At 50.2% G+C, this 22361-nt stretch carries 22 protein-coding genes; 4 read left to right on the top strand and 18 right to left on the bottom strand.

Annotated elements, in window-relative coordinates:
• Positions 1–33 precede the first annotated feature (33 nt).
• Positions 34–2142 (bottom strand): methyl-accepting chemotaxis protein, encoded by a 2109-nt coding sequence (locus tag ACV7NC_RS08280; RefSeq protein ID WP_458152052.1) that lies wholly within the window; start codon positions 2140–2142, stop codon positions 34–36.
• A 303-nt stretch (positions 2143–2445) separates the two neighbouring features.
• Positions 2446–2766 carry a winged helix-turn-helix transcriptional regulator gene (locus ACV7NC_RS08275; protein WP_458152051.1) on the bottom strand — a complete coding sequence of 107 codons (321 nt, stop codon included), beginning with the start codon at positions 2764–2766 and terminating at the stop codon, positions 2446–2448.
• Positions 2767–2996: 230 nt separating this feature from the next.
• Between ACV7NC_RS08275 and ACV7NC_RS08270 the strand changes: the two genes are divergently transcribed.
• The 3 genes from ACV7NC_RS08270 to ACV7NC_RS08260 all read left to right on the top strand — a co-directional run bounded on the left by ACV7NC_RS08270 (position 2997) and on the right by ACV7NC_RS08260 (position 6034).
• Positions 2997–3347: a SnoaL-like domain-containing protein gene (locus ACV7NC_RS08270; protein ID WP_458152050.1), complete on the top strand. Its 351-nt coding sequence runs from the start codon at positions 2997–2999 to the stop codon at positions 3345–3347.
• A gap of 39 nt (positions 3348–3386) precedes the next feature.
• Complete coding sequence (gene ycaC / locus ACV7NC_RS08265; RefSeq protein WP_458152049.1) at positions 3387–4016, top strand: isochorismate family cysteine hydrolase YcaC; 630 nt, start codon at positions 3387–3389, stop codon at positions 4014–4016.
• A 146-nt stretch (positions 4017–4162) separates the two neighbouring features.
• On the top strand, positions 4163–6034 hold the full coding sequence (locus ACV7NC_RS08260; RefSeq protein WP_458152048.1) for an amidohydrolase: 1872 nt from the start codon (positions 4163–4165) through the stop codon (positions 6032–6034).
• 178 nt (positions 6035–6212) lie between these two features.
• On the opposite strand, the gene ilvA is transcribed toward ACV7NC_RS08260, so the two are convergent.
• Both ilvA and sbcB read right to left on the bottom strand, forming a co-directional pair.
• Complete coding sequence (gene ilvA, locus ACV7NC_RS08255; RefSeq protein ID WP_458152047.1) at positions 6213–7724, bottom strand: threonine ammonia-lyase, biosynthetic; 1512 nt, start codon at positions 7722–7724, stop codon at positions 6213–6215.
• 144 nt (positions 7725–7868) lie between these two features.
• Positions 7869–9302, bottom strand: a complete 1434-nt coding sequence (gene sbcB / locus ACV7NC_RS08250; RefSeq protein ID WP_458152046.1) for an exodeoxyribonuclease I — start codon at positions 9300–9302, stop codon at positions 7869–7871.
• Between the two features lie 113 nt (positions 9303–9415).
• Here sbcB and ACV7NC_RS08245 point away from each other — a divergent pair, with 113 nt between their 5' ends.
• A complete protein-coding gene (locus tag ACV7NC_RS08245; protein ID WP_458152045.1) occupies positions 9416–9808 on the top strand; it encodes a RidA family protein in 393 nt (130 codons plus the stop codon).
• A gap of 76 nt (positions 9809–9884) precedes the next feature.
• Here ACV7NC_RS08245 and ACV7NC_RS08240 read toward each other — a convergent pair whose 3' ends face one another.
• The 14 genes from ACV7NC_RS08240 to ACV7NC_RS08175 all read right to left on the bottom strand — a co-directional run bounded on the left by ACV7NC_RS08240 (position 9885) and on the right by ACV7NC_RS08175 (position 22178).
• Positions 9885–10445 carry an FxDxF family PEP-CTERM protein gene (locus tag ACV7NC_RS08240; RefSeq protein WP_458152044.1) on the bottom strand — a complete coding sequence of 187 codons (561 nt, stop codon included), beginning with the start codon at positions 10443–10445 and terminating at the stop codon, positions 9885–9887.
• Positions 10446–10688: 243 nt separating this feature from the next.
• Complete coding sequence (locus ACV7NC_RS08235) at positions 10689–11276, bottom strand: PEP-CTERM sorting domain-containing protein (RefSeq protein WP_458152043.1); 588 nt, start codon at positions 11274–11276, stop codon at positions 10689–10691.
• Between the two features lie 354 nt (positions 11277–11630).
• Positions 11631–12401 (bottom strand): hypothetical protein, encoded by a 771-nt coding sequence (locus tag ACV7NC_RS08230; protein ID WP_458152042.1) that lies wholly within the window; start codon positions 12399–12401, stop codon positions 11631–11633.
• Positions 12376–12759: a type II secretion system protein gene (locus tag ACV7NC_RS08225; protein ID WP_458152041.1), complete on the bottom strand. Its 384-nt coding sequence runs from the start codon at positions 12757–12759 to the stop codon at positions 12376–12378. Before ACV7NC_RS08225 ends, ACV7NC_RS08230 begins: the two co-directional genes overlap by 26 nt.
• Positions 12760–12764: 5 nt before the next feature.
• Positions 12765–13268, bottom strand: coding sequence for a type II secretion system protein (locus tag ACV7NC_RS08220; RefSeq protein ID WP_458152040.1), 504 nt, complete (start codon positions 13266–13268; stop codon positions 12765–12767).
• 11 nt (positions 13269–13279) lie between these two features.
• Entirely contained in the window at positions 13280–15562 is a 2283-nt protein-coding gene (locus ACV7NC_RS08215) for a secretin and TonB N-terminal domain-containing protein (RefSeq protein WP_458152039.1), read from the bottom strand.
• On the bottom strand, positions 15559–16125 hold the full coding sequence (locus ACV7NC_RS08210; protein WP_458152038.1) for a hypothetical protein: 567 nt from the start codon (positions 16123–16125) through the stop codon (positions 15559–15561). Before ACV7NC_RS08210 ends, ACV7NC_RS08215 begins: the two co-directional genes overlap by 4 nt.
• A 4-nt stretch (positions 16126–16129) precedes the next feature.
• Positions 16130–16735: a hypothetical protein gene (locus ACV7NC_RS08205; RefSeq protein ID WP_458152037.1), complete on the bottom strand. Its 606-nt coding sequence runs from the start codon at positions 16733–16735 to the stop codon at positions 16130–16132.
• The gene (locus tag ACV7NC_RS08200; RefSeq protein WP_458152036.1) at positions 16717–17265 is read right to left on the bottom strand and encodes a PilN domain-containing protein; all 549 of its coding nucleotides are present in this window, start codon (positions 17263–17265) and stop codon (positions 16717–16719) included. Before ACV7NC_RS08200 ends, ACV7NC_RS08205 begins: the two co-directional genes overlap by 19 nt.
• Entirely contained in the window at positions 17253–18086 is an 834-nt protein-coding gene (locus tag ACV7NC_RS08195) for a hypothetical protein (RefSeq protein ID WP_458152035.1), read from the bottom strand. The genes ACV7NC_RS08200 and ACV7NC_RS08195 overlap by 13 nt, the downstream gene beginning before the upstream one ends.
• On the bottom strand, positions 18067–19752 hold the full coding sequence (locus ACV7NC_RS08190) for a GspE/PulE family protein (protein ID WP_458152034.1): 1686 nt from the start codon (positions 19750–19752) through the stop codon (positions 18067–18069). The genes ACV7NC_RS08195 and ACV7NC_RS08190 overlap by 20 nt, the downstream gene beginning before the upstream one ends.
• Positions 19752–20936 (bottom strand): type II secretion system F family protein, encoded by a 1185-nt coding sequence (locus ACV7NC_RS08185; RefSeq protein WP_458152033.1) that lies wholly within the window; start codon positions 20934–20936, stop codon positions 19752–19754. The genes ACV7NC_RS08190 and ACV7NC_RS08185 overlap by 1 nt, the downstream gene beginning before the upstream one ends.
• Positions 20937–20945: 9 nt before the next feature.
• A complete protein-coding gene (gene gspG, locus ACV7NC_RS08180) occupies positions 20946–21380 on the bottom strand; it encodes a type II secretion system major pseudopilin GspG (RefSeq protein ID WP_458152032.1) in 435 nt (144 codons plus the stop codon).
• A 114-nt stretch (positions 21381–21494) separates the two neighbouring features.
• Positions 21495–22178, bottom strand: a complete 684-nt coding sequence (locus tag ACV7NC_RS08175) for a zinc metallopeptidase (protein WP_458152031.1) — start codon at positions 22176–22178, stop codon at positions 21495–21497.
• Between the last annotated feature and the right edge of the window lie 183 nt (positions 22179–22361).

Raw genomic sequence — 22361 nt, 5'->3', positions numbered from 1 at the left:
GTACCGTCAATTCTTGTTGAGATCAAAACAGCATCAAACCTTAAAATTAGAGACCGAAGCTTTCAATTCGGATGCAAAGCCGGTTATTTGTTTGATGGATCCAGTGGTTTTCAAGGTTCCTTCAGTATTTTGCCGGGTAATATGAAGAATTTCTTCCATATTGGCAACCACCTTGTGCGCCGCCCGGGTTTGGGTGTTGGTGACTTCAAAAATGTTTGTCACGAGCTGTGCAAGGTGCGCTGAAACTTTCTCAATTTCTTCCAAAGCCCGTCCGGCAGCATCGGAGCGTTTGGTGCCTTTGGCCACGCCCAGCGTGCTTCTTTCCATCGCAGTAATGGCATCCTGGGTGTCGCCTTGAATCGTGGCGATCAATTCGCTGATTTGTTTGCTGGCTTCCGCCGAACGTTCGGCTAAACGCTGTACTTCTTGCGCGATCACGGTGAATCCCTGGCCGGCTTCTCCGGCAGCGGTTGCCTGGAGCGCGGCGTTTAAAGCCAATACATTTGTTTGCTCGGTGATATCGGTGATTAATGCAACGATTTCGCCGATCTCTTGAGAACTCTCGCCCAGGCGCTTAATCCGTTTTGAAGTATCCTGGATGTGGCTGCGGATTTCATTCATACCGGCGATTGATTCGCGTACCGCCAAGGTGCCCTTTTCCGCAGCAGCCAGCGATTGCTTCGCAACTTTGGCGGATTCGGTCGACATGTCCGAAATCTCTCCGATCGAATCGGTCATGCCTAAAACCGCAATGGTGGTTTGTTCGATTTTGGCGGTTTGTTGCTGGGCCGCCGTCAATAATCCGGAAGAAACCTGTTGCGCCTGGTTGGAGGCTTTTACTACCAGCATGCTGGCCTGGTTGACTTGTTCCACCAGTGTATGCAGTTCTTCAATCGTACAATTGATGGCATCTGCAATAGCGCCCGTTGTCGGGTTGATAATGTCGGTGCGCACGGTCAGATCGCCGTCTGCTATTTTCTTCATATCGTCGAGTAGCTTTACCATGGCCTTTTGTGTTTTCACCACTTCATTTCTGCTGCAGAGGTCTTGATCCAGCGCGTTGCGGCGCATGGCGCGGATAAAATAGATCAATGCCAATCCGGTACATGCGGCCAGAAACAGCAGCAGACCGTCGAACAGTGACGCCGTGTATGAGATTTGCGCGCGAATGTGATGATCCAGCGCATCGGTGCTGTTTAGCATGGTATCGCCATGGTCGGCTATTTCGTCGATTGCAGACTGAATCGATAACGCCGCCGGTAGTTCTTGCTGAATGATGCGCAAATGGTCGTCAAATTTCCGCAGCGAGGCATACAGATGCGATAACAAATCCTGGATCGTTTCATCTTTGCTGGAAGCGGCGCCTAATCCATTTGCACCCAAGCTTAATACTTGCATCAGCGCTGAAATTTGCGCTTGATCATGTGTCAATTGCGTCGATAGCTCCGTCACTGTCACTTCGACCGGCAGCATCGCTTTCACATTTTTGGCCACGTCGCGCGCGTGCATCCGGATAGCTTCGATTGCACGGATTTCCTGCGGCATATTGCCGATTTGCGACATGCGGCCGATAATTTCTTCACTGCGCCGGCGTAACTGACTATCAATGCTTTGGATTGCTTTAATACTGTGGCGAAGTCTCAGCAGCGCATCTTTCTGGTTTATAATCGATTGTATTCTCTGGTTATTCTGCAGCCAGCTTTTCTGAAATGCCTCCAAGCTTTGTGATAAGGAGTCATCGGTAGCATTAATCACGGCGCCGTTCGAGTAAATGCTCCCTGCGCTCAGCAAATTCACCAGTTGATTGAGCCGTTGTTGCTGATCTTGCAGTTGCGTAAATGCTGATTCGCCGCCTGTCAGTGTCTGTCGCGCGGTTTTTGCCAGTTGTAAATGCTGAATTTTTAATTGCGAAGCGAGCTCCGGCTGGGTAGCGGAATGCCGGGCTTGCTGCAAACCGATAATAAGCGTGACGATCAGCAATACGGTGAGAATGACCACGGCACCGCCTGCCATCCAATAATGATTGAGCGACGAAAGCTGTTTTGGAATGTTTTTTTTCTCGGGGAGCGTAATCGCGGGCAATTTTTTGCCGATCGCAACCAATCCGGTTGTTAATCCAAATTTAGAAAAATTGTTTTCCATCGTTTCCTCCAGTACTGCCTGACTTGCTCAATTAAGCATGCTAATCAATGACATTTGATGCCCGGTTTGCCGGTATTGACGATAGCTTAACTGTTATCAAATTTAATCAAAGGCGGAATAAAGACCGTAAAGCAAGGTCTTTTAGAAATGGAAGCGGCTATGCGTTCATCGTCCCCCATCAAGTCAGATTGCCTGAGTGATTGCTAAAGTGTGGATGCGAAGGATTGTGCTGCGGATGGCGAGCGCCGCCTCATTAACGGCATAGCCCGTAGCTAGAGAAAGTCTGCAAATTGTTGTGGCGAATTATTTGGTTCCGACACGATATTTCCTTCCCCATTCATCCATCACAAACAAGATGGATTTAAGCGAATGCCCTAATGGAGATAGCGAATATTCAACACGCGGAGGAATTTCGTTGAAATCATTTCTGACAATTAATTGATGCATTTCCATTTCGCGTAACTGTCGGCTTAAAGTGCGGTGGGTAATTCCAGTCAAGTTTCTTTGGAGCTCATTGAATCGCATAGCACCTCCCAACAAGTTATGAATAATCAGAACTTTCCATCGCCCTCCAATGACCTTCAATGTCACTTCAACGGGACAACACACTGCTTTAGTTGGCATTTCTGAATCCCCTTGTTTTTGGCAGTATCCTTTTTGTGCGTACTTGTAATTAATTCTGGTGGTATTACTCTATCATGCAGACTAATCAATTTCTGGAGTTTGTGCTTATGAACCAGCAATTGGCGGGCCTTGCCGCACTTAATGGCTATAACGGTGACAGTCGTGCTTAAGGGAGCATTATGCTTCTTCAATGAAAGAGAGATCATCACGATTTTGTATAGGCGCTCAAAATGAACTTAGAAGAAAAACTCAATGACTTCAATAGGATGATTCTAAAAGGTGAGATATTGGAATCAATGGACAAGTATTACCACTCCGATTGCATCGTTATCGAAAAAAACGATGTGGTAGCAAAAGGTTTAAAGCAAGCCAAAGACCGGGAATCTGAGCTATTCAAAGGCGTTGAGGCATGGCTTAAATCGGAAATTGTATCGACCGCGATAGGTGAGAACGTAACGATGACCGAGTGGCACTATGAATACAAGCATAAAGATTTCGGTCACAAGAAATTCGATCAAGTAGCGGTACAGCACTGGAAGGATGGCAAGATCATCAGTGACCGCTTCTATGCGTTGTATTAAACAATCATTTCACAACCAACTACCGTAAGGAGCATAACAATGAATAAGACATTTAAATACAACCGGCTTTCCAAGGATGATGCGGTTTTATTACTGGTAGACCATCAAGCGGGATTGATCTCGCTGGTACAAGATTTCTCACCGAATGAGTTCAAAAACAATGTGCTGGCACTAACCGCTTGTGGCAAGTATTTCAAATTGCCAACCATTCTCACTACAAGTTTCGAAGATGGTCCCAATGGTCCGCTGGTGCCGGAAATTAAGGAAATGCACCCAACCGCGCCTTATGTTGCGCGCCCCGGTAATATCAATGCTTGGGATAATGAGGATTTTGTTAACGCAGTCAAAAAGACCGGCCGCAAACAGCTAATCATCGCCGGCGTGGTTACCGAAGTCTGTGTCGCTTTTCCGGCGCTATCTGCAATCGAGGAAGGTTATGAAGTATTCGTAGTTACTGATGCCTCCGGTACTTTCAATGAAGTAACACGCGATGCAGCCTGGGCGCGTATGCAATCGGCCGGCGTACAATTGATGAACTGGTTTGGCGTGGCTTGCGAATTGCATCGAGATTGGCGTAACGATGTTGAAGGCTTAGGTGCCTTGTTCTCTAGTTACATACCTAACTATCGGAACCTAATGACGAGTTACTTCACCATCACTAAGAAGTAAGTCAGCAAGTTTACAACGGGAGACCGGTTTTCATGAGTGAGCGTGGGATAAATTTGCGCCGGCGCCGTATTTTGCAGGCAGCGAGTGCATCTTTTCTGCTTTCGAAAACTGGCACGTTTGCGGCTGAACCTTCAGAAGGGTCTTCAATGGATAATCTTAAAGCGCAACTGATATTGCGCAACGGCCAATTCACCACGCTTGATCGGCAGAATCCACAGGCCACGGCTGCTGCTATTTCGGATGGCCATTTCATCGCGGTAGGAATGGACAGCGAAGTGATGCGCTTTGCCAATGACCAGACAAAAGTGATCAATCTTAACCGCCGCCGTGTGATTCCCGGTTTGATCGATTCGCATCTACACCTTATTCGCGGCGGACTCAATTACAACCTGGAATTGCGCTGGGACGGCATCCCTTCGTTGGCCGATGCCATGCGCCGTCTGCAGGAGCAGGTGGCGCGCACGCCCGCACCGCAGTGGGTACGAGTTATAGGCGGTTTTACAGAAATGCAGTTTGCCGAGAAACGCTTGCCGACACTCGATGAAATCAATGCCGTAGCGCCGGATACCCCGGTTTTTATTTTGCATCTCTACGACCGCGCTCTGCTGAACCGCGCGGCATTACGCGCCTGCGGCTACGATCGCGACACGCCCAATCCGCCAGGCGGTTTGATTGCTAAAGATGCCAATGGAGAGCCGACGGGGCTGTTGTTGGCGGAACCCAATGCATTGATTTTATATTCAGCACTCGCCAGAGGTCCAAAGCTGCCGTATGACTATCAGATCAACTCGACGCGCCACTTTATGCGGGAAATGAATCGCCTGGGCGTGACCAGCGTGATTGATGCCGGTGGCGGCTATCAGAATTATCCCGACGATTACAAAATCATCGAAGATCTGCACAAAGCTGGCGAGCTGACGTTACGAATTGCATACAATTTATTTACACAGAAACCCGGAGAAGAAATTGCGGATTTCACCAAATGGACCAACATGCTGAAGCCTGGCGACGGCGATGGTTATTACCGCCACAACGGTGCGGGTGAAATGCTGGTGTTTTCCGCAGCGGATTTTGAGGATTTCCGCATGCCACGCCCGGATATGGCACCAAACATGGAAAATGATCTGGAAGCCGTGGTGCGCATTCTCGTCAGCAATCGCTGGCCGTTCCGCTTGCATGCCACCTACAATGAAACCATCTCACGCGCGCTCGATGTGTTCGAGAAAGTGAATCGCGACATTCCGTTCGATGGCATTCACTGGTTTTTCGATCACGCAGAAACCGTCACCGACATTAATCTTGAGCGTATCGCCAAACTGGGCGGCGGCATTGCTATCCAGCATCGCATGGCTTATCAGGGCGAATTTTTCGTGCAACGCTACGGGCGTAAAGCCGCAGAACGCACGCCGCCTTATAAGCGTATGCTGGAATTGGGTGTGAACGTTGGCGCAGGCACTGATGCTACCCGCGTTGCCAGTTACGATCCTTGGAATACGCTGTATTGGCTTATTACCGGCAAGACTCTAGGTGATCTTTCGTTGTATCCGGCGGCCAATCTTGTCGACCGTGAAACCGCATTGCGGCTTTATACACAGGCAAATACCTGGTTCTCCAACGAACAAGGTATCAAAGGTCAAATTAAGGTTGGTCAATATGCCGACCTCGCCGTGTTGTCCGCGGATTATTTCAGCATTCCGGAAAGCGAAATCCGGCAGCTTGTCTCTGTACTCACAATGGTTGGCGGACGGATTGTTTATGGCGATGATGAATTCAGTACGCTTTCTCCATCCTTGCCACCCGCCATGCCGGATTGGTCGCCCGTCAATCATTTCGGCGGTTATTTTAAACCGGCAGTCAGTGCCGCAATGTCACACCAAGCCGCTCAAACAAACTGCGGCTGCGCATCCCGTTGCGCTGTGCACGGCCACGCCCATGGGCGTGCCTATCAAAACACCGTGGCTGCCAGCGATCAGCGCGGCTTCTGGGGTGCGCTTGGCTGTTCATGCTGGATGGTATGATACATACAGCGTTTCGCTTAGCTAGAAGATCTGTTGCTCCCGCAGAAAGTAAAAGATCATAACGCCAGGGGGGGGCTGTTGTAACACTAAATACTCTTCCTATCTATAAATGATGGAGAGCGAACAGGCCTGTGACTCGACAGGCTACCTTTGAAACAGATTTTTAGAGTATTTGGCGTTACCCAAGAAACAATTTATATGCGGGATTCTTGGTTTCATCCCAATAGCGGTAGCCGAGTTGGTCGAGAAACATCCGGAAATCGGTTTTCTCTTCCGGCGGGACCTGGATGCCGATCAGCACACGGCCATAGTCGGCGCCGTGATTGCGGTAATGGAACAGGCTGATGTTCCAGTTGTGGGTCATGTTGTTGAGGAAGTTCATCAATGCGCCGGGGCGGTCGGGAAATTCAAACCGGTAAACAATTTCATTCTTGACCGCATGCGTCCGTCCGCCGACCAGATGACGCACGTGCAATTTGGCCATTTCGTTGTTGCTCATGTCCTCGGTCGCCAAGCCGCTTTGTTTGAGTTCCTTGATCAGTTGCTGCGTTTCTTCCTGATTGCGCACCGATACGCCGACAAAGACATGCGCGACTTTCGGATCGGAATAGCGGTAATTGAATTCAGTGATGCTTTTGGCGCCGAGCAGATTGCAAAACTTTTTGAAGCTGCCGGGTTGTTCCGGAATCGTGACCGACATCACCGCTTCGCGTTGCTCGCCGATTTCGGCGCGCTCGGAAATATGGCGCAGCCGATCGAAATTCATGTTGGCGCCGGAAGCGATTCCCACCAGCGTTTTATGCTGAATTTTTTCACGCGCGACGTACGCCTTGATACCGGCGATCGACAAGGCGCCAGAGGGTTCCAGAATGGTCCGGGTATCCTCGAACACATCTTTGATCGCCGCGCAAATGGCGTCGGTATCGACCCGCATTACCTCATCGACCAGTTCCCGGCACAAGCGGAAGGTTTCCTTGCCGACATGCCGCACGGCTACGCCATCGGCGAACAACCCGACTTGCGTTAATTTGACCCGGCGGCCGCTTTGCAACGAACGGTACATGGCATCGGCATCGACCGGCTCGACGCCGATAATTTTGATTTTCGGATACAACCGTTTGACATACGCCGCAATACCGGCGATCAGCCCGCCACCGCCGATTGGCACGAAAATCGCATGAATCGCGCCAGTATGCTGGCGCAAAATTTCCATGCCGATGGTTCCCTGACCGGCAATGACATCCGGGTCATCGTACGGATGAACAAATGTCGCCTGTTCTTCTTTGGCCAGTTGGATGGCATGTTCATAAGCATCGTTATACGAATCGCCGTGCAGCGCGACGGTGGCGCCATGTCCCATCACCGCTTGCACCTTGATTTGCGGCGTGGTTACCGGCATCACGATGGTGGCGGAGCAATCCAGTTTTTTCGCGGCCAGCGCTACGCCTTGCGCGTGATTACCAGCGGAAGCCGCGATGATGCCGCGATTTCGCACGGCAGGCGGTAACTTGATCATCTTGTTATACGCGCCGCGTAACTTGAACGAGAACACCTGCTGCAAATCTTCCCGCTTCAACAGCACCTGATTGTGGATACGCCCGGACAAATTGGCGACGAGTTCCAGCGGACTCTCGATCGCGACATCGTAAACTTGCGCGGTCAATATTCTCTCAAGGTAATTGTTTTTCATGATGGAAAGCGGGTGTGGCAGGGCGAAAGCCGGTTTGGATCTAAAAAACAAAATTTTATCATGATCATGGATGGCGTGCGTTCTGTTATGGTTATCCGGATCAACAGCTTTGCTGATAACGGAATACCTGTCAATTGAAGAAATTCATGCATTTAGCAGGTTTCTACGCCATGTTTCCAGTTCATCCAGGATGATTAGTGCGTTCCCATCGGTTTTATAGCGGTCACGCAATTGCGTAATGTGCGTGCTGTATGTATCTGCCGTCAGATTTCCTCCATTGTTTGCTTGCGTCAACCGCTGCAAGCGGAAGCGTTCCCATCGCTCCCTTTCATCCGGCGTTAAGGTTTCCGGCCAGTTGCGAGCACGGTAGCGGAACAGCAGTTCGGGCAATCGCCGGTCATGAAAATCGAAACGCATGTTGGCCAGTTGTCTTGGTGACGCGCGCCGGATTTGGGCTAATGATGCGGCATCGGCATTATCCAGAAAGCCGTCGTATAACGCCACATCGACATCGCCGGAAGGTTCAAATGCGTGAAGGGTATACGCAGTTCCCACGCGCTGAAAGAAATCAGGATAGGCGCAGAGTGTCTGCCAGTGCCGGTAGCATTTGTCCAGATCGAGCGCGATGCGCCCGGCGGCATCGGGATCAAGCGTGTTGCGCGGCGCCAATGCCGGACATTTGTTGATTTTTACCGATTTCACCGGCAACCGTTGCAGACCTTCGGGCAATTCATCGCTACGGGTAAACAGCAGTTGACTCAGTTCATCGGTATTCAGCGGTAAGAACAGTTCCGGATCGTGGCGCAGGTCATACACCAGCACGCTGTTGTTGTTGCCCGGCTCAGTGATCAACGGCATGACCAGCGACGTGCAACCGGTTTTGGCCGGGTACATGCGCGTCGTATGCAGCACCGGATTGCGGCTGGTGAGATCCAGTTGCGCGGCCGCCTTGCGTTTATCACGCAACTGCAGAAGCCAATCGAAGAGGCGGGGTTGTTGCGTACGCAGTAGGCGCGCCAGGGCAATGGTGGCGCGTACATCGGACAATGCATCATGCGCCGATTCGTGAACAATACCGTTTGCGGCGACCAGATCTTCCAGTTTGAAACTCGGCTGTCCGTCTTCATGTTGCGGCCAGGTGATTCCGGCGGGACGCAATGCGTACGTCATGCGCGCCAGATCGATGATGTCCCAGCGCGAATTGCCTTGCTGCCACTCGCGTGCGTAGGGATCGTAGAAATTTCGGTACAACGTGAAACGCGTGACCTCGTCGTCGAAACGCAGCGAGTTATAACCAACTCCGCAGGTATTCGGTTGCGAAAATTCGGCATGGATGCGCGCAATAAATTCCGGTTCCGGTAATCCTTGCGCATCGGCAATCTGCGGTGTGATGCCGGTCAATAGACAAGCTTCCGGGTGCGGCAGGTAATCGCGCGGCGGCTTGCAGTAAATTACCAGCGGTTCATCGATTTCGCGCAATGCATCATCGGTGCGCACGCCAGCAAACTGGGCCGGACGGTCGTATCGGGGGTCGGCGCCGAATGTTTCATAGTCATGCCAATAGAAAGTGAAGGCCATGATTGTCGATCAATTGGAGAGGGTCGTGAAAAACTTGCTTCGCGAGTGGTTCATTGCATTGTTAGTGTAGTATCTTACGCAATTATTTTTAACCCGAATAAGGAAAATACAGTATGACACGAAAACTCATCAGCTCAGGTTCAACCTTTGAAAAGGAAATCGGCTATTCGCGCGCAGTCGTAGTGGATAACTGGGTGTTGGTTTCCGGCACCACCGGTTTTGATTACAGTAAGATGACGATTTCGGATGACTTGCTGGAACAGGCTGAGCAATGTTTCAAGAATATCGAATTGGCGTTGCAAGAAGCGGGTTCGAGCATGAAAGATGTGGTGCGGGTGACCTACGTGTTTCCCAAGACTGACGATTTCGAGAAATGCTGGCCGGTGATGCGCAAATACTTGGGCGATGTCAGACCGTCGGCGATGATGTTGACAGCAGGATTATCGGATCCGAGAATGAAGATCGAGATTCAAGTGACGGCATATCGGAACGCTGGAACCGAGTAAAATCCGGGAGAGATAGGGAAGCATGAAATAAAAAGAGCACCCAAACTTGGGTGCTCTTTTTTAAGACTGATTTCGATTAAACGTTTTGTTGTCTGCGGCGAGCTGCAAAACCCAATAATCCTAAACCGGCGAGTAACATTGCGTAGGTTTCAGGTTCTGGAACCGGAGAAATGGTCAGCGTAGAAATTTGTGAAAATCCGGTAGAGCCTGTCCATTCAATGGATGCAACAGCGCCTAAGAATGAGTGGGTGCCTAATACATCGCCAGAGCTTGCATCAACAGCGAGACTTCCCAGTGAAACGTGAGCCGAGTCAAATGCTTCATAAACACCGCGATGTCCGCTGATTACCCAGTAATCAATGGTTGCGCCGTTAGAAACGGATGACAAGGTGATGATCCCTGGGGTAGGCGATACCGATAACCCCATGGTGTCAAAGGTGTCACGACCGTCGATGTACCAATAAGCATTGCTTACCGATATGCCGAAAGAACTCCATTCATTGCCGACAACATTTGATCCGCTGGAACATGTAGGGCACTCGGTGTTATTAAAATAAATAGTTGTTGCGCTTGCGGCGCCGGTAAATCCTGCAAAAGATAACGCCAATAAAGACATTAGAATTTTTGATTTCATCATTTCCTCCGTGTTTTGTTTATAATTAATATTGTTGAAAGTTTGTGCAATCAAGATGAGAGTATTTAGATTTTTCTCGTATTGATTACGGTTGCTACACTACTCTATTGCCTGAAACAGTCAAGTGTTTCCTTACTTATCGGGATGTTCCTTTTAACTTTATAAATCAATAGCTTGCTAAGCGTTATAGCCTTCAGAAACTCATCATTCAATGCGGTATAACGCTTAGTTTGTTTTCAGTTGCGATTAAACGTTTTGTTGTCTGCGGCGAGCAGCAAAACCCAATAATCCTAAACCTGCCAGTAACATGGCATAGGTTTCAGGTTCCGGAACGGCGGTGATGACCAGATCCTGGCTTACGTTCCAATCTTGTTCCAGCAATTCCGCAGTGCCAAACGAACCATCGCTGAAGTAAACGCTGAAGCTTGCATTTGCAAGGCTAGGACCACCAGGTGAAGGTATGGTGCCACTGGAAACAACCGGCGGCGCTACGGTTACGATCAAATCGATATCCAAACCGCTGAAATTGAAAGTATTACCGCTGATGACGCTTAATCCATCCCAGGTTTCGGTCGAATAATGAGTTCCGGTCAGGAAGTTTGAATGTGAACCGGTGCTGCCAAAGATTTCCCAAATGGCGATGCCGTCAGCTTGTGTGCCGAGATCGTATACAACTTTTACGATGTCAACGCCCGGTGCCGATGTGTTGGTCACCGATCCGGATTGAATATAATCTCCGCCATTCAGATGGATGGTTGCGGTGCCTAAAGCCAGTGCGGTGTTTGAGAAAATAGCTGCAGTGGCAGCAATGGTAACGAGATAACCTAGTTTCATTTCCAATCTCCAAGAAAATTTTTAATAAAATTCAACTGTATTGCTAATAACCTCTGACGAGGAATTTCAAAAATTATGAATGAGAAACCATTCACTGCGTAATTGAGATAATCACTGGAATAAGTCTATTAACCGTCTTGTCCCTTTTGCAATGTTGGTAAAGCATCCGCCGTAAAAAATGCATGACCCTATTTCAATTTTCATTTTTATTTTCGGCAACCTAATATTGCTTTGTGGAGAATAGCTTAATAACCCCATTCTACAAATAGTCAAAAGCAACTTAAATTGCAGTGCAAATGTACCACTGATTGATCATTAAAAATAGGACATTTGTCCTAGAAGAGGGGTGATATATCAATCACCGAACGGGGAACTGGGTATGCCGGTACCTGCGTTGGGAGTTGTTGATTGTTGCTGCGAAAAGGGGGAAGCACCCCCGCTGGATGAAGGCCTTGAAGGCGATGATCCGCCGGTTGCAGTTGGGGACTGCGGCGCAAATGGTGAAGGAGCGCCAGGTGTATTGGTTTTTTGTTGCTGGGAGGCGGGGGTGGTTGAGCTGGAGGTATCACCCGGTTTATAAACGAATTTCCAATCGCGATAAGTCAATGCTTCGGAGAATTTTTTGTAGTGTTCCGGAAATTTTTCTTTTTTGACCGGTTTTTTCTCGGAAAGACTGTGCACCCCGGTAATCCGCACATTAACATTGGAAGTTGCGACGGAACCGGTATTGGGCGGTGCTTCTTCGACCAGCCCCCACTCAGCGGTGTTGGTGATCGGGTCGATGAATTTTTTTCTCAAATGCCGCCGGGTCACGGGCAGGCGCGTATCTTCGATCAAGTCTTCCAATGATTTCGGATATTCTTTGGTGCCGCCCGGGCTGTTATAGTATGACATTACCGCTTTGCGGAATTGTTCTCCGATAAACAGCAATTCGGCTTCTTTTTCTTGCTGTAACTTGATTTGCCAGACTTGCCCGGTTCCCGCCATGATAATTCCCGCAACGGCGACTGCGAACAAGGCCCAGAGATACACAAAACCTTGCGATCGTTGAATCATGGTTTGCGCTGAAGCAATGGCTGATGGGTGGGTACTGGCGCTGTCACCATTCTTCGTAATACGAGCCATCGAGCGCCCGCCCGTTGTAGCCGCTATGCACATCGTAAACCCCGGATTCGGATTCATTTTTGGGAGGAATGGCAATCCAGGTCTGGTCGCTTTCAGTAAATGGATCGATGGGCACCTTGCGCATATAGCCTTTATCAACGAGTTCCATGAGGTCGATCGGGTATTTGCCGGTATCCGAATAAAATTGATCGATGGCATTGCGCATGATGCCAAGATCCTGGCGGAGAACGGTTTCCTTGGTTTTGTCGATGGCGCCGAAATAGCGGGGTGCAACGATACTTAGCAGTGTCGCGATGATCGCCATGACTACCAGCAGCTCGATCAACGTAAAACCTGAAACTTTTCGAGGGGGAGGCATGCTGATTACCATTCGCGGTAGGGGATGCCGTTCAAGCCAATGGCTTCGGAACGTGAGTAGACGTCATAAACATCATCGCCTTCTTTCGGGCTGTCCCAGGGGCTTTCGTAACTGCGTTTACCCCAGGTATCGGCAGCCGGGGTGATTTCGATACCGGCTACATCCAGCTCAGTGAACATCGGGTCGCGCGGCAGGCGGCGCAGAAAATAGATGATCTTTTTGTCGATGCTCTTGATGTCCTGCACCCCCATAAACAACTCCTCGAGCCGCGGAGGGTAGCCGGATTCGTCGGCTTTTTTGGCGATTTTTCCTTCGTCGGCTGCTTGTTTGTAGGCATCGATCGCTGTTCGAATCTGCCGCAACGCAACCCGCAATTCTTGTTCTTTCTCGCGTTTTACCATGAGTTCGCGCAGCGGCAGCGCAGCGGTCGCAAGAATGGCCATAATCGCCACCACGACCAACAGCTCGATCAAAGTAAAGCCTCGATGCTTTGCAGAAATTTTAAACAAACACATCCGTTTTATTTCATATTAACAGTGACCGGCGACGGTAACGTCACTTCGACGGCTTCGCCATTTTCCTTATCTTCCGCGACTGCATTCTGGAGATTGATTTCGGTCGTGCCGGGATTAGCCGCAATGACTTTGAAACGGATCTGCGTTGCCATACCCGCAGGCTGGTCTTTACCCAGCCGGATGGTGCGAGAGCCGGATTTGTCGCCTTCATCGAGTGCTTCCAACGCGCTGGCTTCATAATTGAGTTGCAATTCGGAGCTGACCGTCGCTTTCGCGCCCACCAACCGGACATTGACGGAAAACTCTTTACCCATGCCGACATTGGTCGGCGCCTGCAACGTCAACGTTGGCGAAGAAGCGGCGGCAACACTGGCAAACGGATTCGGCATTTCAGGAGGGAGTTCGTCTGCGGCGGCAGCAGCGAACGGATTCGGCATCGCCCGTCCAGCCCCCGGACCGGAACCTGCCGGTGCGATGGCTAACGATTGCGGTTCGGTTTTCTTGATCGCCACCGGCAACTTGCCCGCTTCGCTGGCAGTGCCGAAATGGTATTCGCTTTCCAGGTTGGTCGGTCTTGGGATGTTACGCACAATGCGCGGGGTAATAAGTAGCACTACTTCATTTTTTGTTCTCTCGATATCTTGATTGGACGTCAGGCGATCCAATCCAGGGATATTCAATAAGCCAGCCAGACCGCCGACTTTTCTGGATTCCCGGTTATCGATGAGTCCGGCGATGACTTGCGTTTCACCATCCTTGATCGTCAGAATGGTTTCGGCGTTCCGCGTACCGACTACAGGAGCGGTTGCCCCACCCGGGCCAGTTATTGTGTTTAGCAGGGAGCTCACTTCCAAAGTCACTTTAAGCGTGACATCGTCGTTTAATCCGATACGCGGTTCCACATCGAGCTTAACGCCTAAGTCGATAAATGTCGGTGTGGACGTCACGATCGCCGTTACCCCCGGTTGCACATTGGCGGTGAAAAAAGGTTGCTTGGTACCGACGTGAATTTTCGCTTTTTCCTTGTTATTCACGCGAATCCTGGGGTTCGCCAGGATATCCCCCGTTGATAGATTGTGCAGAAAATCGATTTTTGCCTGATTGGTCATGCCGAAGCTCTTCAGGCCGGAAAAACCGAAGTTACTGAGAAGCGTGGCAGGCGCTGCACCGGCGACGGCGCTGCCGGCGTAGTTAAACTGCAATGATTGCGGAAAATTGGGACCTAATAAAAATTTGTTGGTACGAGTGATATCCAGAATGGTTACTTCCAGCATCACCTCGGGCTCAGCATAATCATTCAAACTGACTAAACGCTCGGTTAAACGAATGGCTTCAAGGGTATCGCGCATGATAAACAGATTGAGCTGCTCATTCACGTAAATGTCCTTGGCTTTGACGATGCCCCGGACCATCGCCACCATTTGTTTGACGTCGGTATGCGTGACCTGAAAGCTTTTTACCACCAGTTCCTGATAATCCTTTTGTTTGGCAGGCGTGTTGGGATAAATCAGCAGCGAATTGTTGTTTAGCACCTTGTATGCGAGCTGATTGGTTGCCAGTATCAATTTCAGGATATCTTCGATGGTATTTTGCCGTACAAATATGGAAATCTTCGCCTCCTGACGAATATCCTTGTCGAACACAAAATTGATACCGGCAGTGCGCGACATCAGTTCGAAAACTGTTTTCAAATCGGTGTCCTTGAATTCCATGGTCACTGCTTTCTTGAAAGCGGATTCGAGCGCCAGGTCGGTTACCTCTGGCCGGGCTAATCGTAAATTGATTTCCGAAATCAATTGACGGGCATGCGATTGCTGGGGATTTTCTTGCAACACAGCACGGACGAGCGTCTCTGCTTGAGACAATTCGCCGCGTTCCAGCAGTGCTTTTGCGGTATCGACTTTAGCGATATGGCGGCGCTCCAATACGATTAACTCGATGCCTTCCCTGGCGCGTTCGTTGTAGGGATAAAGATTCAAAATGCGTTGATACGCTTGCTCGGCGCGCGTTAAGTCGCCGCCGAACCGGATACTTTCAGCTTCATACAACAGCTTGGTGATTGCTTCATCGCGTAAGCGGGCGGTTACCGCCTGGATTTCCTGGTTTTCCGGTTTTTCGCGGCGCGCTTGTTCCAATTTTGCGATACCTTCCTCAATCTGACCGAGTTCTATCAGTTTCTTACCATCGTCAAATGCCTGGTTGCGCAGACTGAAGGTTTTGTTGTTGATCGCACATCCCGATTGAACCAGGTACACCATGATCAGAACGATTAGTTTCCAGCTTCTCATCGGAAGTTTCCTGCCAGTTTTTGATTGATCGTGAGGGTTTGTTTCACATTGAGCGGTAAATACGTAACGGTTACCGTATCGTCGTTGATGGCATCCAAACGGTATTGATCGTTTATTTTTCCGCCGATTTTAGTAATGAAATTCTCTCCCGAGCGAGAAAGAAAAACCCAGGTTTGATTGTCCGCAATGGTTTTGCCGGTATATTTAAATTGTAAAGGGGGCGCTGTTGGGGCCGGCGGTGCGATTTTGACCGGCTGTGCGAGCTTGAATTCCTGCTCTTCAGGATCGTTGATGAGTACTTGTTTCGGCATCCAGGTGGTTGATGCAAATAATTCCCCTGCCTGAGGGTTAAATTTCCGTTGCCCCAGCTTGCTAACGTCCAGTTGTGCAGTATTGGGTTCCGGTTTCCGGTTTTTTTCCTGCGTTGTCCTGAATGGCTGCAGCGGCGCTTCCGGCATTTGGAATGCGAGTTCTTCCTCGTCTTCGACTAGTAACGCCGCGATTAATGTTGCGATCAATGCGCTTCCGATGATGATTTTCCGTTTTCTTTCAGCGGCATCCATGTCGTTATTTATTCAAATAAAGGTTAATTTCCAAGCGCACATCCAGCCTTTCAGACACCGTGCTTTCACGCTTAATGGCAATCGCCGATATGGCCATTGCCGGAACGGTTTCCAGGGCCTCCGCGATGAAAGCGCGGATTTGCGGATAACTGCCTTTAACCGGCAAAATCATTTCGTAGCGTGCTAAGCGGGCATCACTTTCATTGATTAAGCGGTATTCGCTGCTTGCCAGTTCGACACCTTGTTTCTGGGCTAATCCGGTCAACTCGCGGATCCAGAAGGGTGATGAATCAATGCGCGGGAAAAAATCATAAAACACTTGTAACGCTTGATCGCTGCTCATTTTTTTCCCCGCTTCAAGATCGGTAGTGTCGGTGGCGGATTTTTTCGAAATAGCTTGCGCTTGCAGGGAAATTGCCCGGTCCTTGAGTTTCTGCAATTCCGTCTCTTGCGGTAGTACCGCGAGAACAAAATAAATACCGGCAGCGACGATCAAACCGAAGCCGATCTTGCCGGCATTGCCCAAACGTCCCGTATGCCATCGTAGCAGCAACAGGATCCGGTTCCACGGAATAGACGGCAGTTCTTTTTTTAGGAAGCTTGTATCCATGCGGCGTGTAACAGAAATATAATCGGCCGTTGCGGATTATCTTGTTTGATTTTGTAATTCAACAGGTGCACATTTTCAAATACCGATTCACGTTCCAATGCTTCGACAAAATCTAATAATTCCGCCATGCTTTTGGCCTCACCATTCAACCGTAATGTCCGGTTGGCAAAATTGGGTTGCAACGATAACAATGCGATATCTTCGGTTGCCGCATGTTCGATTGAGTCGAACAATTCTTCCCAGGGCAAGTTAAGCTGATCGATCACAGTATTGGCTTGCGCAACTTCCTTGCCGATTTCCTGGCTGAATTCACGTATGCGCGAAGTCGCGCGCGTGCGCGGCGCAGTTTTTTGCTGTTGTTGTTTTTCCATCCGCTCGACCCGATTGCTCCAGAAATTGATTTCTTCAGCTTGATGGCGGAACTGAAGAAATATGCCCGCGATGGCTGCCAAACCCAGCACTAACAGCAGCATGTCAAGCTGCGGTGCGGCTTGTTCGCGATAAGGAAATCTTAATCTTAAGCGGGACATTGATTTTGGTCGGATTGATGAGCAGTAACGGTGGGGTAATAAGCCGGCACCGGCAGATTTTTCTGCGGTAGGGTAACAACCTGCCAGCCGCTTTGCGATGGCAATGTCAAACCCGGGTATTCGGGAGCAAATAAATACACTGATTCCAGCGTTTCTTTGGTACCGGACCAAATAACCTCTTGATCCAAAGCAGCGAGTAAATCATCGGCGGCGTTATGCAGAATTCGTTGATTCCGGATGCTTTGCCATTTGCCATTATAGGATATGGCGATACAAATGCGGCCGGTTTCTATCACTGCCAAATAAACTTTTTCATTTTGCAAATGCGCGCACCAATGATCGTAGACCGACGCCAAATACGGTTCGATGTGTTGCAGCTTGCATCCATGAGTAACCATCAGCTGTTCCAGCCGCGTCAGCAAATCCCGTGGAATCGCAGCGCAAACCGCGCCATCCACCGGATTCCAGTTACTGACGCTGAGTACCCAGGATTCCGCCCGCTCACCATAGATTTCCTGCATGCGGAATTGCGCATAGGATTTTACTTCTTCCGGTGTGTTGATTTCACTTTGCGGCGGAAGCGCCGCGTAACGCACAAAATGATTGGATAGCACGATGGCTATCTGGGTCCCGGATCCTCCGGAGAGCACCTGGTCTAGTTGCCGTAACGCTGCATCCCAATCCGGGGCGTTCCCATCCGGTTCAAAAAATAGCGTTGCTTTGTCGAGCTGGACCGGCTTAAAGCCACGTTTCAGGCGCACCCAATCCAGTCTTGAGGGTGCCAGAAACACCTGAATCCGATCACGCCACAATGGTAACACGATTGGCTTCCTCCAGACTGGTTAACCCTTGTTTGACCATATCCAATGCGGCTTCGCGCAAGAAGCGGGTGCCGTTGTCGCGAGCTGCTTCTTTAATGCGCCGGATCGGTTCTTGCGCCACGATCAGTTCGCGAATTTCATCGTTCAGTAGGAGTATCTCGGCGATCGCATTTCTGCCGCGATATCCGCTGCCGCGGCATTGCCCGCATCCCTTGCCGCTGCGGAAATGGTAGAGATGCGCTTGATCCAATGGAATCCCCGATTCTTCAATCAAACCGTCATCGGGCCGTTCGTCGACGGCGCAGTGGGAACAAAGCAGCCGCACCAAACGTTGCGCTACAATGCCGTTCAAAGCCGATACGAAACTGTAGGGATCCACACCCATGTGGGAGAACCGGCCGATCACGTCAAAAACGTTATTGGCATGCACGGTGGTAAATACCAAATGACCGGTGAGGGCCGCCTGGATTGCAATTTGCGCGGTTTCCGCATCGCGGATTTCGCCGACCATGATTTTGTCCGGATCGTGCCGCAGAATGGAGCGCAAGCCACGGGCGAAGGTCAAGCCTTTTTTCTCGTTCACCGGTATTTGTAAAACGCCGGGAAGCTGGTATTCGATCGGATCTTCGATGGTAATGATCTTGTCGTTGCCTTTGTTGACTTCCGAAATAGCGGCGTAGAGCGAAGTGGTTTTGCCGCTACCGGTCGGGCCGGTGACCAGCAGCATGCCATAGGGTTCCGAACTTAAACGGCGGATACTGGCGATGGCTGACTGGCTGAATCCCAATTGATTCAGCGTTAAACCTTCCAGTTGATCCGATAACGCTTGGCGGTCGAGTATCCGTAATACCGCATCTTCACCGAAAATGCTCGGCATGATCGAGACCCGGAAGTCGATCTCCCGCCCCTGAATAGAGATTTTGAATCGTCCATCCTGCGGCACCCGGCGTTCTGCGATATCCAATTCAGACATTACTTTGATTCTGGAGATTACTTGCTCGGCCAAATCACCTCCCTGGATGACGCCGATATGTGTCAACACCCCATCGATCCGGTATTTGATCGACAATGCACCGATGGTCATTTCCAAATGTATATCGCTGGCCTGTGATTTATGCGCGTCATACAGCGTAGAATGCACCAGACGAACGACCTGGCTGGTGCCTTCATTGATACTTTTCAGCGATAAGTCTTCCACGCCGCTTTGTATATTGCTCAGTTCAGCAGATGGCAGGACTTGATCCATCGCGCGCATGGTTTTTTCCTGCTGGGTGAAGAAAGCGCTCAAGTCCGCCGGATGAACCAGATGCCATTCAACCGCGCGGTCGAATCGCTCATCGGCCCAGGAACGCAGTCTTCCCGAGAAAGGATTGCTGATCGCGAATACCAGCTGCTCGCCGCGATGAAAGAGTACGCATTCATGCGCCAATGCTTCCGCAAACGGCAGGATATCGAAGGCTGGCTGCAATGTATGAATGGCCCTCATTTCGAGGACGGGCATATGCATCAATTGGCCGAGCTGCTGCATCAATGCATCGGGAGACAAGCCTTCTTCTTCCAGTATCTGGATCACCGAAACGCCTTGCATTGCCGCCTTACGCCTGATTTCGGCTAACCGGTTGAGATCAAGAACCGGATTGTTGGCTGTTTGCGAGGAAGTTTCCATCAATTAATACTTCCTGCCAATTCAAAGATAGGCATATACATCAGTATAATAATACCGCCGATCACGATACCGATGAACGCCATTAATAGCGGCTCAATCAGTTTGGTTGTCCATTCGACCCAACGGGCGATTTCCTCATCATGAAAGTTGCCGATGCGTTCCATCATATCGCCCATTAATCCGGTACGTTCACCGACACGGAGCATGCGATTGCCGACCGCAGTCGTCAAACCTTCCATTTCCATTGCGCTGGAGATGGTTCTGCCTTCGCGGATGTGCTTGGCAGCGGCCGCTACTTTGGGGCGCAGATGCGATTGCAGCAAACCGCCGACCATTTCCAACGCTTGCGTGATCGGGATGCCGCCTCGTAATAACATTCCCAGGGTTTTGTAGAACCGCGCCAGTTGATAAACCCGCATATGTTCGCCAATGGCGGGGATGCGCCATAGCAATTGCATGACTTTAGCGCGGAATGCCGGGCGGCTGACGGTATAAATTAACAGACCCAGTATCGTGAACGATGTTATAGCCAATTCCCAGCCGCGATCATGCACGAATTGCCCCCATTTGATCAGCAACAGCGAAAGCCAAGGCAAGTCGCTGCCCATGTCGTCATAAATGGCGCTGAATTTGGGAACGACAAAGACCATCAGAAACACCGACACCAACAAGCCGACCGCCAATAGCAATACCGGGTAGATCGAAGCGCCGACCAGTTTTTTCCGGACGAAATCCATTTGTGTCTGGTAGGTGATAAACCGCGTCAACGCTTCCGCCAGATCGCCGGTGCGCTCGCTGGCTCGAACAGTGGCGATATACAACGGCGGGAATGCCTGCGGATATTCTTCCAGCGTTTGCGAGAAAGTGACCCCTTCGTACAGCCGTGCGAGGATGTTTTGAATGGTTTTGCGATTGCTGGCATCCTGCTCTTTTTCCAAGAGCGTTTCGATACTCTCGACCAAACTTAATCCGGCGGTCTGCAGCGACAGCAATTCCTGGCTGAAGTGAACCAGCGGAAAGCGTGTTTTCGATTTCAGCGAGAAACCGGAGAAGCTGCGGCGGATGCTCAATACCATCCCGCCTTGCTCGATGACCTGGCGGCGCGCTTCTTCCTCGCTGTTCGCTTCCAGTTCCAGATGCACGGTTCCTTGTCCGGAGATGACTGCTTTTATTTCAAACCGCATTAGATATTTTTACCAATTCGTGATATCAGCCGCTTCACCTTCGCCGCCGGGTTGTCCATCCTTGCCATAGGAAAGCAAATCAAATTCGGCGCGATCCCCCGGATATTTATAAACATAGGGGCGTCCCCATGGATCGGCTGGAGGCAGTTTGGATAGATAGGGCCCTTGCCATCTTGCTTCGTTGCTGGGGCGTGTTACCAACGCCGCCAGGCCTTGCTCGGTGGCCGGGTAGCTGCCGACGTCCAAGCGGTATTGATGCAAAGCTTTCTCGAGCGCATCGATTTGCGCCTGCGCCATTTTGATTTCGGACTTGCCGACCTGAGAAAAGTATTTTGGTCCGACATAGGCAGCGAGTAAACCAATAATAACCATGACTACAAGCAACTCAAGCAGCGTAAAACCGCGCATATTATTTGTTTTTTGATGCCTAACCCAATACATCATATTTTTCCTTTAACTAGTAAGATTTATAGTGTTAACTTTCACATGGTAAGTTGCTTATATGACAGGGTCAAGAAGGCATGCCACAAGGCAATGGATTTTGTTGGCTGCCTGCAACTATCGCCGGAGAATTGCCCACCACCGGGCGATATTGAGCAGTGTCATCAGGGATGCCGAAACGTAAGTCCAGGCGGCTGCACGCAATATTTTCCGGGCATGCGGTTCATCGCCTTCAATCAGATATCCGCCTTGCACCAGCATCGGCAATGCGCGAGCGAAGCTGGCATGCAGTTCCATCGGCAAGGTGATGAAATGAATAATGGTGGCAAACCCTAATGTTAACAGACCACCTGCCAGAAATAGCGCGCCTGCGACCGGAGCTTTGGTAGCGACGGTAATGACCGGGGCGATCATCAAAATGGCCGCACCCAGCTTCTCCGCCGGTGCAGCGATTTCTACCAAGCGTGTACGTAACCTCAATGGCGCATAACCATCGCGGTCCTGAATTGCATGACCGACTTCATGCGCGGCGACGGTGATCGCAGTCAACGATTTACCGTTAAAATTATCCGCCGTCAATCGCACTGTTTTTGCGATTGGATCGTAATGATCGCCTTGGTCCGTTAGTTCTACCTTCACGGCCTGCAATTTTGCCCAATCCAGCAGGATACGCGCCAATTCCGCACCGGTGCCGGGATAGCGGTCTTCCGGAGTGCTGTATTTTGTGAGCGTATGTTTAACCCAGTAAGAAGGCCCGACAATGACGGCGATGATAATGACAATAAGTATCAAATAAAGCATAACGCTGTGATATAGACGCCGGCAAATGGTTCCATCCGCGATTTTCCCGATATTGAACGGGATCCGCCGTCTTGAACCTCAAGATAATTGCTTACCAGCATAACAAAAAATTTTATCTTCGATTGCGTAATCAGAAAAGGCAAAAGGCGCTTTTTGTGATCTTGCGGTTGATTTTGCCGGTTG

Source organism: Nitrosomonas limosa, assembly GCF_054188085.1.
This window is presented reverse-complemented; position numbering and strand designations above follow the sequence as displayed.

Coding starts and splice junctions, on each gene's coding strand:
- ACV7NC_RS08185 (WP_458152033.1), bottom strand. CDS start 20,936: ATGCGGTTTGAAATAAAAGCAGTCATCTCCGGACAAGGAACCGTGCAT.
- sbcB (WP_458152046.1), bottom strand. CDS start 9,302: ATGGCCTTCACTTTCTATTGGCATGACTATGAAACATTCGGCGCCGAC.
- ACV7NC_RS08230 (WP_458152042.1), bottom strand. CDS start 12,401: ATGGCTCGTATTACGAAGAATGGTGACAGCGCCAGTACCCACCCATCA.
- ACV7NC_RS08225 (WP_458152041.1), bottom strand. CDS start 12,759: ATGCCTCCCCCTCGAAAAGTTTCAGGTTTTACGTTGATCGAGCTGCTG.
- ACV7NC_RS08270 (WP_458152050.1), top strand. CDS start 2,997: ATGAACTTAGAAGAAAAACTCAATGACTTCAATAGGATGATTCTAAAA.
- ycaC (WP_458152049.1), top strand. CDS start 3,387: ATGAATAAGACATTTAAATACAACCGGCTTTCCAAGGATGATGCGGTT.
- gspG (WP_458152032.1), bottom strand. CDS start 21,380: ATGATGTATTGGGTTAGGCATCAAAAAACAAATAATATGCGCGGTTTT.
- ACV7NC_RS08215 (WP_458152039.1), bottom strand. CDS start 15,562: ATGAGAAGCTGGAAACTAATCGTTCTGATCATGGTGTACCTGGTTCAA.
- ACV7NC_RS08260 (WP_458152048.1), top strand. CDS start 4,163: ATGGATAATCTTAAAGCGCAACTGATATTGCGCAACGGCCAATTCACC.
- ACV7NC_RS08205 (WP_458152037.1), bottom strand. CDS start 16,735: ATGGATACAAGCTTCCTAAAAAAAGAACTGCCGTCTATTCCGTGGAAC.
- ACV7NC_RS08275 (WP_458152051.1), bottom strand. CDS start 2,766: ATGCCAACTAAAGCAGTGTGTTGTCCCGTTGAAGTGACATTGAAGGTC.
- ACV7NC_RS08210 (WP_458152038.1), bottom strand. CDS start 16,125: ATGGATGCCGCTGAAAGAAAACGGAAAATCATCATCGGAAGCGCATTG.
- ACV7NC_RS08240 (WP_458152044.1), bottom strand. CDS start 10,445: ATGATGAAATCAAAAATTCTAATGTCTTTATTGGCGTTATCTTTTGCA.
- ilvA (WP_458152047.1), bottom strand. CDS start 7,724: ATGAAAAACAATTACCTTGAGAGAATATTGACCGCGCAAGTTTACGAT.
- ACV7NC_RS08175 (WP_458152031.1), bottom strand. CDS start 22,178: ATGCTTTATTTGATACTTATTGTCATTATCATCGCCGTCATTGTCGGG.
- ACV7NC_RS08200 (WP_458152036.1), bottom strand. CDS start 17,265: ATGTCCCGCTTAAGATTAAGATTTCCTTATCGCGAACAAGCCGCACCG.
- ACV7NC_RS08235 (WP_458152043.1), bottom strand. CDS start 11,276: ATGAAACTAGGTTATCTCGTTACCATTGCTGCCACTGCAGCTATTTTC.
- ACV7NC_RS08280 (WP_458152052.1), bottom strand. CDS start 2,142: ATGGAAAACAATTTTTCTAAATTTGGATTAACAACCGGATTGGTTGCG.
- ACV7NC_RS08190 (WP_458152034.1), bottom strand. CDS start 19,752: ATGGAAACTTCCTCGCAAACAGCCAACAATCCGGTTCTTGATCTCAAC.
- ACV7NC_RS08245 (WP_458152045.1), top strand. CDS start 9,416: ATGACACGAAAACTCATCAGCTCAGGTTCAACCTTTGAAAAGGAAATC.